This window comes from Micromonospora echinofusca (assembly GCF_900091445.1).
GTDB classification, from domain to species: domain Bacteria; phylum Actinomycetota; class Actinomycetes; order Mycobacteriales; family Micromonosporaceae; genus Micromonospora; species Micromonospora echinofusca.
Genome location: NZ_LT607733.1, coordinates 6,794,157 through 6,806,159, shown reverse-complemented (window position 1 = coordinate 6,806,159; position 12,003 = coordinate 6,794,157). Strand labels below are relative to the sequence as shown.

The 12,003-nt window shown below is 72.8% G+C and carries 11 protein-coding genes; 5 read left to right on the top strand and 6 right to left on the bottom strand.

Annotated elements, in window-relative coordinates; genetic code table 11:
• Positions 1-2: 2 nt before the first annotated feature.
• Positions 3-1,268 carry an aspartate kinase gene (locus GA0070610_RS29370; RefSeq protein WP_089003025.1) on the bottom strand — a complete coding sequence of 422 codons (1,266 nt, stop codon included), beginning with the start codon at positions 1,266-1,268 and terminating at the stop codon, positions 3-5.
• Positions 1,269-1,491: 223 nt separating this feature from the next.
• Here GA0070610_RS29370 and GA0070610_RS29365 point away from each other — a divergent pair, with 223 nt between their 5' ends.
• The 3 genes from GA0070610_RS29365 to leuA all read left to right on the top strand — a co-directional run bounded on the left by GA0070610_RS29365 (position 1,492) and on the right by leuA (position 4,954).
• On the top strand, positions 1,492-2,328 hold the full coding sequence (locus tag GA0070610_RS29365) for a hypothetical protein (protein ID WP_231925853.1): 837 nt from the start codon (positions 1,492-1,494) through the stop codon (positions 2,326-2,328).
• An 85-nt stretch (positions 2,329-2,413) separates the two neighbouring features.
• Positions 2,414-2,965 carry a nitroreductase family protein gene (locus GA0070610_RS29360; RefSeq protein WP_089003024.1) on the top strand — a complete coding sequence of 184 codons (552 nt, stop codon included), beginning with the start codon at positions 2,414-2,416 and terminating at the stop codon, positions 2,963-2,965.
• 237 nt (positions 2,966-3,202) lie between these two features.
• Positions 3,203-4,954 carry a 2-isopropylmalate synthase gene (gene leuA, locus GA0070610_RS29355; RefSeq protein WP_089003023.1) on the top strand — a complete coding sequence of 584 codons (1,752 nt, stop codon included), beginning with the start codon at positions 3,203-3,205 and terminating at the stop codon, positions 4,952-4,954.
• Positions 4,955-4,976: 22 nt separating this feature from the next.
• Here the strand turns inward: leuA and GA0070610_RS29350 are convergent, their stop codons facing one another.
• Positions 4,977-6,428 (bottom strand): MFS transporter, encoded by a 1,452-nt coding sequence (locus tag GA0070610_RS29350; RefSeq protein WP_089003022.1) that lies wholly within the window; start codon positions 6,426-6,428, stop codon positions 4,977-4,979.
• Positions 6,429-6,536: 108 nt separating this feature from the next.
• Between GA0070610_RS29350 and GA0070610_RS29345 the strand changes: the two genes are divergently transcribed.
• Together GA0070610_RS29345 and GA0070610_RS29340 are read left to right on the top strand one after the other, a co-directional pair.
• The gene (locus tag GA0070610_RS29345; RefSeq protein WP_089003021.1) at positions 6,537-7,202 is read left to right on the top strand and encodes an HNH endonuclease family protein; all 666 of its coding nucleotides are present in this window, start codon (positions 6,537-6,539) and stop codon (positions 7,200-7,202) included.
• Positions 7,184-7,639, top strand: coding sequence for a hypothetical protein (locus GA0070610_RS29340; RefSeq protein ID WP_089003020.1), 456 nt, complete (start codon positions 7,184-7,186; stop codon positions 7,637-7,639). Before GA0070610_RS29345 ends, GA0070610_RS29340 begins: the two co-directional genes overlap by 19 nt.
• 61 nt (positions 7,640-7,700) lie before the next feature.
• Here the strand turns inward: GA0070610_RS29340 and GA0070610_RS29335 are convergent, their stop codons facing one another.
• The 4 genes from GA0070610_RS29335 to GA0070610_RS29320 all read right to left on the bottom strand — a co-directional run bounded on the left by GA0070610_RS29335 (position 7,701) and on the right by GA0070610_RS29320 (position 12,000).
• Complete coding sequence (locus GA0070610_RS29335; protein ID WP_089003019.1) at positions 7,701-8,804, bottom strand: ABC transporter ATP-binding protein; 1,104 nt, start codon at positions 8,802-8,804, stop codon at positions 7,701-7,703.
• On the bottom strand, positions 8,801-9,979 hold the full coding sequence (locus tag GA0070610_RS29330) for an ABC transporter ATP-binding protein (protein ID WP_089003018.1): 1,179 nt from the start codon (positions 9,977-9,979) through the stop codon (positions 8,801-8,803). Before GA0070610_RS29330 ends, GA0070610_RS29335 begins: the two co-directional genes overlap by 4 nt.
• 63 nt (positions 9,980-10,042) lie before the next feature.
• Positions 10,043-10,999: an ABC transporter permease gene (locus GA0070610_RS29325; RefSeq protein ID WP_089003017.1), complete on the bottom strand. Its 957-nt coding sequence runs from the start codon at positions 10,997-10,999 to the stop codon at positions 10,043-10,045.
• Entirely contained in the window at positions 10,996-12,000 is a 1,005-nt protein-coding gene (locus GA0070610_RS29320; protein ID WP_089003016.1) for an ABC transporter permease, read from the bottom strand. Before GA0070610_RS29320 ends, GA0070610_RS29325 begins: the two co-directional genes overlap by 4 nt.
• Positions 12,001-12,003: the final 3 nt, after the last annotated feature.

The following is a 12,003-nucleotide window of genomic DNA, read 5'->3' as shown; positions in this document are numbered from 1 at the left end:
GGCTACCGTCCCGTCCCCGCGTAGACGACGGCCTCGGTGTCGCCGCCGAGGTCGAACGCCTCGTGGATGGCACGCACGGCGGCGTCCAGGTCGGTGTCGCGGCAGACCACGGACACCCGGATCTCCGAGGTGGAGATCATCTCGATGTTGACCCCGGCCGCGCCGAGGGCGGCGAAGAAGCCGGCCGCGACACCGGGATGCGAGCGCATGCCGGCCCCGATCAGCGAGACCTTGCCGACGTGGTCGTCGTAGAGCAGGCCCTTGAACTTGACCGACTCCTGGATCTTGCTCAGGGCGGCCATGGCGGTCGGGCCGTCGGCCTTGGGCAGCGTGAAGGAGATGTCCGTGCGGCCCGTGCCCTCGGTGGACACGTTCTGCACGATCATGTCGAGGTTGATCTCGGCGCCGGCCACGGTGTCGAAGATCCGCGCGGCGGCGCCCGGCTCGTCGGGCACCCCCACGATCGTGATCTTGGCTTCGCTGCGGTCGTGGGCGACCCCGGTGATCAGTGCTTGCTCCACAGGAAGGTCCTCCATCGATCCGGTGACCATCGTGCCGGTGTTGGTCGAGTATGACGAACGGACGTGGATCGGCAAGCCCGCCCGGCGGGCGTACTCCACGCTGCGCAGGTGCAGGATCTTGGCGCCGCAGGCGGCCAGCTCCAGCATCTCCTCGTACGTGATCTGGGTGATGTGCCGCGCGTTCGGGACGATCCGCGGGTCGGCGCTGAAGACGCCGTCCACGTCGGTGTAGATCTCGCAGACGTCCGCGTGCAGTGCGGCGGCGAGCGCCACCGCCGTGGTGTCGGAGCCGCCCCGGCCCAGCGTCGTGACGTCCTTGGTGTCCTGCGAGACGCCCTGGAAACCGGCGACGATGACGACCGCGCCCTCGTCGAGCGCGCCCTTGAGCCGGCCCGGGGTGACGTCGATGATCCGCGCCCGGCCGTGCACCGACGTGGTGATCACGCCGGCCTGCGAGCCGGTGAACGAGCGGGCCTCGTACCCCAGGTTGTGGATGGCCATGGCGAGCAGCGCCATGGAGATCCGCTCCCCGGCGGTGAGCAGCATGTCCAGCTCGCGGCCCGGCGGCAGCGGGCTGACCTGGTTGGCCAGGTCGAGCAGCTCGTCGGTGGTGTCCCCCATCGCGGAGACCACCACGACGACGTCGTCGCCGGCCTTGCGGGCGGCGACGATGCGCTCGGCCACCCGCTTGATCCGCTCGGCGTTGGCGACGGAGGACCCGCCGTACTTCTGCACCACGAGTGCCACGACGGTGCGCTCCCTCCAGCGACGACCCTGAGCGTGCCGACGCCGCCGGAGTTCAGCCGGCGGCGCGTGTCAGACGCACCCAGGGTATCGGTCCCCCGACCCGGCCGGGTCGGGTGATCCCACGATCCGGCCCGGCCGCCGGGGGCGGGGTGGTGCGCGACACGCCGGGACGCCGCGCGCGGCGGGGCGCACGCGCGTGCCTCCCGGGCCGCAGAATGGCCCCGTGCACGCCCATCTCCGTCCGGCCGGCCTTCCCGCGAAGCCCGCGCGCACCCCGGCGCGTCCGGCCCGACGCCTCGCCGCCACGCTCGCGCTCGCCCTGCCCGCGCTCCTCGCCGCCTGCACCGCCGACCTGCCGGCCCCCCGGCCCACACCCACCTCGGCACCGGTGCCGGCGGGCATGGACGCGGCGCGCGACGAGCTGGCCGCGCTGGCGGCCGCCGCGCAGGACCGGCACCTGGTCGCCAGCTACACGCTGCGCGCCCCGGGGTCCCCGGACCGGACGATCCTGGTGACCACCGCGAACGACGGCAGTTGGCGGGTCGACGTGCCGGGCGGCGCGCTCGGCGGGAGCGCCGACGTCTCGTTCGCGGCCACCGCCGACGGGCTGTTCCAGTGCGCCCTGCCGTCCGCCGCCCGGCCCGAGCCGGCGACCTGCGTACGCCTCGGCGATCGCGACGAGGCCGTGCCCCGCCGGGTCGACCCGCGCGTGCAGCACCCGTTCACCGACTGGCTGGACGTGCTGACCGACCGGCGGGCCCCGCTCGCCGTGTCGCCCGCCCAGCCGCCGCCCGGCGCCGCCGGGGCCTGCTACTCGGTCGAGACCACGTCGGCGTCGATCAACGCGCCGCTGGACGTGGGGATCTACTGCTACGACCCCGACGGCACGCCCACGGCGGTGCACACCGCGTCCGGCACGCTGCTGCTCGCGGGCACGCCCGCGCCGGCCCCGGCGACGGTCCAGCTGGCCGGGCCGGTGGTCGTCGCCGAGCCGCTCGGCACGGCGACGCCGGAGCCGACCACGGAACCGGCCACGAGCCCGGGCGCGGGAACGCCCTGACCGGCGGTGACGTTACGGGTGCCCTTCGCCACATTCGGACATCCCACCCCTAACCCACCAATCGCCCTTACGGGACACTAGCCCCATGGTCGACCTCACCCCGCTGCTCGCGTTCCGCTGGAGCCCCCGGTCCTTCGACCCGGTGGCGGAGCTGTCCCGCCAGGACGCGGCCGCGCTGCTGGAGGCGGCCCGCTGGGCGCCGTCGGCCGGCAACGCCCAGCCGTGGCGGTTCGCGCTCGGGCACCGCGACGACGAGACGTTCAAGCGGATCCTGGTCAACCTGCCCGAACCCGACCAGCGCTGGGCGCAGCGTGCCGCCGCCCTGCTGCTCGGCGCGCACCGCACCGGCCCCGCCGGGCACGCGTACGACCTGGGCCAGGCGGTCGCCCACCTCACCGTGCAGGCCACGGCGCTCGGCCTGCACGTACGCCAACTGCACGAGTTCGACCACGCCGGCCTGGCCGCCGACCTCGACCTGCCGGCGGACGTACGGCCACACGTGGTGGCGGCAGTCGGGCAGCTCGGCGACCCGCTGAGCCTCCCCGCCGACCTGCTGCGGTCGGAGACCGGCCTGCGCCGCCGTCTCCCCCTGGCCGACCTGCTGCTGACCAGCGAGCCTGCGAAGTGCGTCTCATAGTTCGGACCGGCCTTCCCGCCCCCCGGCCGGCCACGTAGGGTTACCTCGTCATGTGGCAGGCGTACCTCCTCCTTGGTCGCCGCGACGAGGCCTGAAGGCCGGCACCTCGTCGCGGAGTCGAACCGCGCCGTCCAGCACATCCGAACCTTCCATCGGCAACCGCCCGGGCACCGTCGCCCGGCACCCGGCCGACACCTTCCGATTGCTGACGCCACATGTTCCAGGGAGCACTCCGTCATGGCTCAACCCGTCACCGACGCTGACACCGATCCCATCGCCCGGCAGCGCCCCAGCCGGATGCCGTACCACCGCTACCAGCCGTACCAGCAGCAGTTCCGGATCGACCTGCCCGACCGCACCTGGCCGACCCGGCACGTCGAGGCCGCGCCGCGCTGGTGCGCGGTGGACCTGCGCGACGGCAACCAGGCCTTGATCGACCCGATGTCGCCGGAGCGCAAGCGCCGGATGTTCCAGCTGCTGGTGCAGATGGGCTACAAGGAGATCGAGGTCGGCTTCCCCTCGGCCAGCCAGACGGACTACGACTTCGTACGGCAGCTCATCGAGCAGGACCTGATCCCGGAGGACGTCACGATCCAGGTGCTCACCCAGTGCCGGGAGCACCTGATCGACCGGACCTTCGAGTCGCTGCGCGGCGCCCGGCGGGCGATCGTGCACTTCTACAACTCGACCTCCACGCTCCAGCGCCGGGTGGTCTTCGGGCTGGACCGCGACGGCATCGCCGACATCGCCACCCAGGGCGCGCGGCTCTGCCGCAAGTACGCGGAGATCCACACCCCGGACACGGACATCCACTACGAGTACTCGCCCGAGTCCTACACGGGCACGGAGCTGGAGTACGCGCTGGAGGTCTGCGCCAAGGTCATCGAGGTGGTCGACCCGACGCCGGACCGCAAGCTGATCGTCAACCTGCCGGCCACCGTCGAGATGGCCATGCCGAACGTCTACGCCGACTCGATCGAGTGGATGCACCGGCACCTGCCCCGGCGGGACAGCCTGGTGCTGAGCCTGCACCCGCACAACGACCGGGGCACCGGCGTGGCCGCCGCCGAGCTGGGGCTGCTGGCCGGCGCGGACCGGGTCGAGGGCTGCCTGTTCGGCAACGGCGAGCGCACCGGCAACGTCGACCTGGTGACACTCGGGCTGAACCTGTTCTCCCAGGGCGTCGACCCGATGATCGACTTCTCGAACATCGACGAGGTGCGGCGCGCCGTCGAGTACTGCAACCAGCTCCCGGTGCACGAGCGCCACCCGTACGCCGGCGACCTCGTCTACACCGCCTTCTCCGGCTCCCACCAGGACGCGATCAAGAAGGGCTTCGACGCGCTCGCCAAGGACGCGGCGGCGGCCGGGGTGCCGATCGACCAGCACACCTGGGCGGTGCCCTACCTGCCGATCGACCCGAAGGACCTGGGCCGCACCTACGAGGCGGTCATCCGGGTCAACTCGCAGTCCGGCAAGGGCGGCGTCGCGTACATCATGAAGAGCGAGCACCAGCTCGACCTGCCGCGCCGGCTCCAGATCGAGTTCTCCGGCGTGGTCCAGCAGGTCACCGACCACGACGGCGGCGAGGTCGACCCGGGCACCATGTGGGAGATCTTCGCCACGCACTACCTGCTCGACCACCAGGTCGACCCGGCGCTGACCCTGGACGACTACGCCATCGGCACCGCCGAGGGCAAGGTCGAGATCGAGGCCCGCGTCGGCCTGGGCGGGGAGCCGCGCTCGCTGACCGCGGTCGGCAACGGCCCGATCGACGCGTACGTCAACGCGCTCCAGTCGGTGGGCGTGGCGGTACGGGTGCTCGACTACCACGAGCACGCGCTCTCCTCCGGCGGGGACGCGCAGGCCGCCGCGTACGTGGAGTGCGAGGTCGACGGTCGTACGGTCTGGGGCGTCGGCACCGACGCCAACATCGTCACCGCCTCCGTGAAGGCCGTGACGAGCGCCGTCAACCGCGCCCGCGCCTGACGGACGGGGAAGGGCACTCCGTTCAGGCGGGGTGCCCTTCCTCACTCGCCGGGCGGTGCACGAGCAGGACGGCCATCGCCGCCCCCGCCAGCAGCAGGCCGGCGCACCAGAGCATTGCGCCCCGGTACGCGTCGGTCAGCGCGGCCGGCTGCGCGTAGCCGGCGCCGGAGAGCCCGACCAGCAGCGGCAGGGCGGCCACCGCCAGCAGTCCGCCCGCCCGGGACGCGGCGTTGTTGAAGCCGCTCGCCACGCCGGCGAAGCGGTCGTCGACCGCGGCCAGTACGGAGGCGGTCAGCGGCGCCACCACCAGCGTCAGCCCGATCCCGAAGAGCACCACCCCGGGCAGCACGTCCCGCCAGTACGACGCGCCCGGATCCACGCCACGCAGCAGCACCAGCCCGGCGGCGGCGACCACCGGCCCGACGGTCAGCGGCAGCCGCGGCCCGATCCGCGCCGACAGCGCGCCCGCCCTGGCCGAGCCGACCAGCAGCAGCACCGTCATCGGCAGCAGCGCGACCCCGGTGAGCAGCGCCGACCAGCCGACCACGTTCTGCAGGTAGACGGCGAGGAAGAAGGTGAAGCCGCCGAGCGCCGCGTAGACGAGCACGGTGAAGACGTTCAGCACGGAGAAGAGCCGGCTGCCGAACAGGCCGGTGGGCAGCATCGCGGCGTCCCCCCGTCGCCGCTCGACCAGCACGAAGGCCACCGCGCCGGCCACGCCCGCCAGCGCGGCGGCGAGCACCGGCACCGAGTCGAAGCCCCGGACGGGGGCGTCGATCAGCGCGTACGTGACGCCTGCCAGGGCCAGCGCGCCGAGCAGGGCGCCCGCCACGTCGAACCGGCGCCGGCCCCGCCCCGCCGTCCCGGTGCGGGACGCGGCCTTGTCCCGGCTCTCCGGCACCCAGCGCAGGGTCGCCAGCAGCACGAGCACGGCCAGCGGCAGGTTGAGGAAGAAGATCCACCGCCAGGAGAGCGCGTCGATCAGCCAGCCGCCGAGGAACGGGCCGAGCGCGGTGGAGACGCCGGACAGCCCCGACCAGGCGCCGATGGCGCGACCCCGGTCGTCCGGGTGAAAGCTGGCCTGGAGCACCGACAGCGAGCCCGGGGTGAGCAGCGCGCCCCCGGCGCCCTGGAGGAACCGGGCCGCGATCAGCCACTCGGTGCCCTGCGCCAGGCCGCACAGCAGCGAGGCGAGGGTGAACCAGACCACCCCGACCAGGAAGACCCGCCGCCGCCCGAACCGGTCGCCGAGCGCGCCGCCGAGCAGGACGAAGGCGGCCAGCATCAGCAGGTAGCCGTTGACCGTCCACTGGAGACCGGCGACGGTGGCGTCGAGGTCCGCACCGAGGTGGGGCAGCGCCACGTTGACCACGGTGGTGTCCAGGAAGACCATGCCGGAGGCGAGGACGGCGGCGAGCAGGGTGCCCCGCCCGTGCGCGGTGCCCAGCCGGAGCGCGGGCGCGGTTTCGGTCATGGCGTCCAATCTGCCCCGCGCGATATGAGAGACGCCACGAATCGCCGAAACCCGGCCCGGGTACTGTGCGGGATCGCCGGGAGCCCGCAAGCTGGAGAGGTGTCGTCTGTGCGTACCAGATCAGGACCGCGAGCCGCAGTGACGGCCGCGCTCGCCGCGGCGCTGGCGCTCGGCGCGGCCGGTTGCGTCGCCGCCGACGAGCCGGACGTCGCGCCGAGCAGCGGCGGCAGCGGCGGAAACGCCGCACAGAAGCTGACCCAGCTCACCGTGGCCACCGCCGGGTCGATGAAGGGCTACAGCCGCAGCCGCTTCCCGCACTGGCGGGACACCGGCAAGAACTGCGACGTACGCGACAGCGTGCTGAAACGCGACGGGGAGGACATCAAGCTCTCCGGCTGCAACGTGGTGGGCGGGCACTGGGAGAGCGTCTACGACGGTCGCGCGTTCACCGACCCGTCCGACGTGGACATCGACCACACCGTGCCGCTGGCGAACGCGTGGCGCTCGGGCGCCGACGAGTGGGACGACGCGAAGCGTGGCGAGTTCGCCAACGATCTGGACCGGCCGCAGCTCATCGCGGTTTCCGCGTCCTCCAACCGGGCAAAGGGTGACCAGGATCCGTCCCAGTGGAAGCCGGCGAACCGGTCGTTCTGGTGCCAGTACGCCGACAACTGGGTGACGGTGAAGCACCACTGGCGGCTGACGGTGACCAGTGCCGAGAAGGCCGCCCTGACCGACATGCTGGAGGGCTGCACATGGGCGAGCAAGCCGTGACCGGAGCCGGGGGCACCCCCGCCCCGGAGCAGACGCCGGACGCCACCGGGGAGGACGCGGCGGCGGCCACCGGCAGCGCGCCGGCCGGGCCGACCACGGCCGGCATGACGGCGGACGGCGCGGCGGGCACGACCACCGGGGTGCCGGGGGCCGGCATGGCTGCCGACGCCGAGGGCACCTCGACCGCCGCGACGGAGCGTACGGCCGACGTCGTGCCCGGTCCGGGCGGGGTGATGACCGACGAGGTCGGGGTGGTCACCGGCGAGCTGACCCTGCGCACCGGGTACGCGGACGGCCAGGTGACGCTGACGGTGCAGTACAAGGACGCCGACGAGTGGTACACGGTCACCGGCGGCAGGGTGGCGCTGGCCGACCCGGCCGGGTTGGACGCGGTGCACGCCGTCGCGGTGGCGCTGCTGCACCGCCCCGAGGGCTGACCCCACCGACCGGCCGCCCGGACGCGGCCCTCCGGTCGAGGGGCCGCGTCCGCGACGCGGATCAGACGTACGAGCCCGGCTCGCTGGGGGCGGAGACGGTGTGCGGTTCCTCGCCCTCGCCGACCGGTCGGGTGAGCTGCACGCTGACCTTGTGCGGGCGCAGCTCCCCGCTGGCGATCCGCTCGGCGAAGTGGCAGGCGACCCGGCTGCCGCCGATGTCCCGCAGCACGGGCCGCTCGTCGGCGCAGCGGGTCGGCTGCGCCCACGGGCAGCGGGTGTGGAACCGGCAGCCCGCCGGCGGGTTGGCCGGCGAGGGCAGGTCGCCGGCGAGCAGGATGCGCTCCCGGCGGTCCTCCACGTCCGGGTCCGGCACCGGCACCGCCGACATCAGCGCCCGCGTGTACGGGTGCAGCGGCTCCGTGTAGAGCCGGTCGCTCGGCGCCTCCTCGACCAGCGCGCCCAGGTACATCACGCCGACCGTGTCGGAGATGTGCCGCACCACCGCGAGGTCGTGCGCGATCACCAGATAGGTCAGGCCGAGGGTGTCCTGGAGATCGTCGAGCAGGTTCACGACCTGGGCCTGGATCGACACGTCGAGCGCGGAGACCGGTTCGTCGGCGACGATCAGGTCGGGCCCGAGCACCAGCGCCCGGGCGATGCCGATGCGCTGCCGCTGGCCGCCGGAGAACTCGTGCGGGTAGCGGGAGAGCGCCCAGCGGGGCAGGCCGACCTTGTCCAGCGTCTCGCCGATGATCTTCCGGCGCTCGTCCCGGTCGCCGCCGATGCCGTGGGCCTGCAACCCCTCGGTGAGGATCGACTCCACGTTCTGCCGGGGGTCCAGGCTCGACATCGGGTCCTGGAAGATCATCTGCATCCGGCGACGCATCGACCGCAGCTTGCCCGACGGCAGCGTCGTCAGCTCGACGCCGTCGAACCTGACCTCGCCGCCGGTGGGCGGGGTGAGCTGGAGCAGCGCCCGGCCCAGCGTCGACTTGCCGCAGCCCGACTCGCCGACCAGCCCGTACGTCTTGCCGCGCGGGATGCTCAGGTCGACGCCGTCGACGGCCTTCACGTGGCCGACCGTACGGTCGAAGATCACGCCCCGTCGGATCGGGAAGTGCACCTTCAGGTCGCGGACCTCGACGAGGAATTCGCTCTCGGTCACGGCTTCTCCTCCTCGCGCGGTGCGGGCACCGGGCCCGCGGTCGCCTCCGTCGCGGATGCGTCCGCCGGTGCGGTGGCGACCGTGGCCGGGGCGTCGGTCGCCGGTGCGGTGGCGGCGGCCGGGGCGTCGGTCGTCGGTGCCGGGGTGGCGGCCGGCTCTGCCGGGGCGGTGCCGGTGCCGGCCGTCGGGGGCAGGGTGCCGGGCACCGGCGCCGGGTTGACGCAACGGTAGCTGCGCCCGTCGTGGGCGAGCACCAGCGCGGGCGGCTCCCCCACGCACTCGTCGACCCGCCGGGTGCAACGCGGCGCGAAGGCGCAGCCGTCCGGCCAGGGCAGCAGGTCGCGGACCGAGCCCGGGATCGGGTTCAGCCGCTCGCCGCGCCCCGCGTCCAGGCGCGGCACCGAGCCGAGCAGCCCCACGGTGTACGGGTGCCGGGGCTCGCGGAACAGCGGGCGACGGCGGGCCGTCTCCACCACCCGGCCGCCGTAGAGCACGTTGATGGTGTCGCACATCCCGGCGACCACGCCCAGGTCGTGGGTGATCATCACCAGGGCGGTGCCGGAGTCCCGGACCAGCTCCTTGAGCAGCTCCAGGATCTGCGCCTGGATGGTGACGTCCAGCGCGGTGGTGGGCTCGTCGGCGATCAGCAGCCGGGGCTTGCAGGCCACGGCCATCGCGATCAGGGCACGCTGCCGCATGCCGCCGGAGAGCTGGTGCGGGTACTCCTTGAGCCGCCGCCTCGGGTCGGGGATGCCGACCCGGTCCAGCAGGGCCGCCGCCTCCTTCTCCGCCGCCGCGCCCTTCATCCCCCGGTGCCGCGTGAGCACCTCGGTGACCTGCAACCCGATCGGGATCACCGGGTTCAGGGACGAGAGCGGGTCCTGGAAGATCATCGCGACGTCCCGGCCACGGATGTCCCGCCGGGACCGGTCGTCGAGCTGGAGCAGGTCCGTGCCGTCGAAGACCGCCTTGCCGCCGACGCGCAGGCCCGGCTGCTTGGGCAGCAGACCCATGATCGCCAGCGAGGTGACGCTCTTGCCGCAGCCGGACTCGCCGACCAGGCCGACCACCTCGCCGGCGTCGACGGAGAAGGAGACCCCGTCGACGGCGTGCACGGTGCGCTGACCGCGCCGGGCGAAGGTGACGGAGAGATCTTCGACATCAAGCAGAGCCATGTCGGGCCCGCCTTTCGTTCGCGACTGCGGGGCTCGCCAGCGCACTCCTCGCGCTCACCGGCCCTACTTCCGCAGCTTCGGGTCGAGTGCCTCGCGCATCGCCTCGCCGAGCAGGGTGAAGCCCAGCGCGGTGACGATGATGGCGAGGGCGGGCAGGATCGCCAGCCGGGGCGCGGAGTCGAGGTACTGCTGCGCGTCGGCGAGCATCACACCCCACTCGGGGATGGAGGCGTCGTTGTTGCCGAGGCCGAGGAAGGAGAGCGCCGCGGCCTCGATGATCGCGGTGGCCAGGGTGAGGGTGGCCTGCACGATGACCGGGGCGAGCGAGTTCGGCACCACGTGGGTCAGCGCGATCTTCGGCTTCTTGACGCCCAGCGAGACGGCGGCCAGGACGTAGTCGCTGTTCGCCTGGGAGATCATCGAGCCGCGCAGCAGCCGGGCGAAGACCGGCACCGACACCACGCCGACCGCGATCATGACCGTGGTCAGCCCGGCGCCGAGCAGGGCCGCGATGCTGATCGCCAGCAGCAGGCTCGGCATGGCCAGCAGCATGTCGACGAAACGCATCAGCACGTTGTCGACCGCCCGGCCCCACCGGCCGCCGAGGCCGGCGGCGGCACCGGCGATCCCGCCGATCAGCGAGCCGACCGCGAGGCCGATCAGGGTGGAGACCACGCCGACCAGCAGGGTCTGCCGGGCGCCGACGATCATGCGGCTGAACTCGTCGCGACCGATGTGGTCGACGCCGAACCAGTTCTCCCCACGGAAGCCGGGGAAGTCGCCGAGACGGATCTCGCTCTTCCAGAGCTGGGCGTCCGGGGGGTGCGGGACGAAGAACGGCCCGAGGATCGCGACCAGCAGGAACAGGCTGAGGATCACCGCGCCGACGATCGCCGCCGGGTTGCGCCGCAGCCGGCGGAACGCCTCCTTCCAGAGGCTGACGCCGCGCTCGTCCTCCCGGGCCGCCAGCTCGGCGAGCCGGTCGATCTTTTCCTTCTTCTTGCCGCTGGTGATCGTCATCGGACCCTCACCCTCGGGTCGATCAGGCTGTAGGAGAGGTCGACCAGGAGGTTCACCAGCACGTACACCACCGCGATGATCAGGATGAAGCCCATCAGGACCGGATAGTCACGCTGGCTGATCGCCTCGTAGATGAAGGCTCCGATGCCGCTGAAGGCGAAGACGGTCTCGGTCAGCACCGCGCCGGAGAGCAGGCCGCCGGTGAGCAGGCCGATCGAGGTGACCACCGGCAGCATGGAGTTGCGCAGCACGTGCCGGCGCCGGACCGTGCTCTCGGTGAGTCCCTTCGCCTCGGCGGTGCGTACGAAGTCCTCGTTGAGGACCTCCAGCACGCTGGCCCGGGTGATCCGGACGATGATCGCCAGGGGGATGCTGGCCAGCGCGACGCCCGGCAGCACCAGGTGCCAGAGCGCGTCGGCGGCGGCGTCCCACTCCCGGGTCATCAGACCGTCGAGGACGAAGAAGTTGGTGACCCGCGTCGCCCCGAGCGTCGGGTCCTGCCGGCCGCTCGCCGGGAACCAGCCGAGGTTCTCGGCGAAGATCGCCTTGAGCACGTACGCGAGGAAGAAGACCGGGATGCAGATGCCGATCAGGGAGCCGCCCACGGAGAGGTGGTCCAGCATCCGGCCACGGCGGCGGGCCGCCAGGTAGCCCAGCGGGATGCCGACGCCGACCGCGATCAGCATCGCCGTGACGGAGAGCTCGACCGTGCCGGGGAACCGCTCGACGAACTCGGTGACGACGGTCCGCTTGGTGGAGGTCGAGGTGCCCAGATCCAGGCGGATCAGCCGCCGCACGAACCGGCCGTACTGCACCAGGATCGGCTCGTCGAGGCCCATGTTGCGCCGGATCTGGGCGCGCATCTCGGGCGTCCCACGCTCACCGAGGATGGCGGTCTCGGGACCGCCGGGCAGTCGGCGGAGCCAGATGAACAGCAGGAGGGAGAGCCCGAACAGCGTGGGTATCAGCTGAAGCAGGCGTCTGACGATGAACCGGAACACGGC

Bases quoted from the DNA above. Each gene is read 5' to 3' on its own strand.
- GA0070610_RS29360 (WP_089003024.1), top strand. From the start codon at position 2,414: ATGGTCGACCTCACCCCGCTGCTCGCGTTCCGCTGGAGCCCCCGGTCC.
- leuA (WP_089003023.1), top strand. From the start codon at position 3,203: ATGGCTCAACCCGTCACCGACGCTGACACCGATCCCATCGCCCGGCAG.
- GA0070610_RS29350 (WP_089003022.1), bottom strand. From the start codon at position 6,428: ATGACCGAAACCGCGCCCGCGCTCCGGCTGGGCACCGCGCACGGGCGG.
- GA0070610_RS29340 (WP_089003020.1), top strand. From the start codon at position 7,184: ATGGGCGAGCAAGCCGTGACCGGAGCCGGGGGCACCCCCGCCCCGGAG.
- GA0070610_RS29330 (WP_089003018.1), bottom strand. From the start codon at position 9,979: ATGGCTCTGCTTGATGTCGAAGATCTCTCCGTCACCTTCGCCCGGCGC.
- GA0070610_RS29325 (WP_089003017.1), bottom strand. From the start codon at position 10,999: ATGACGATCACCAGCGGCAAGAAGAAGGAAAAGATCGACCGGCTCGCC.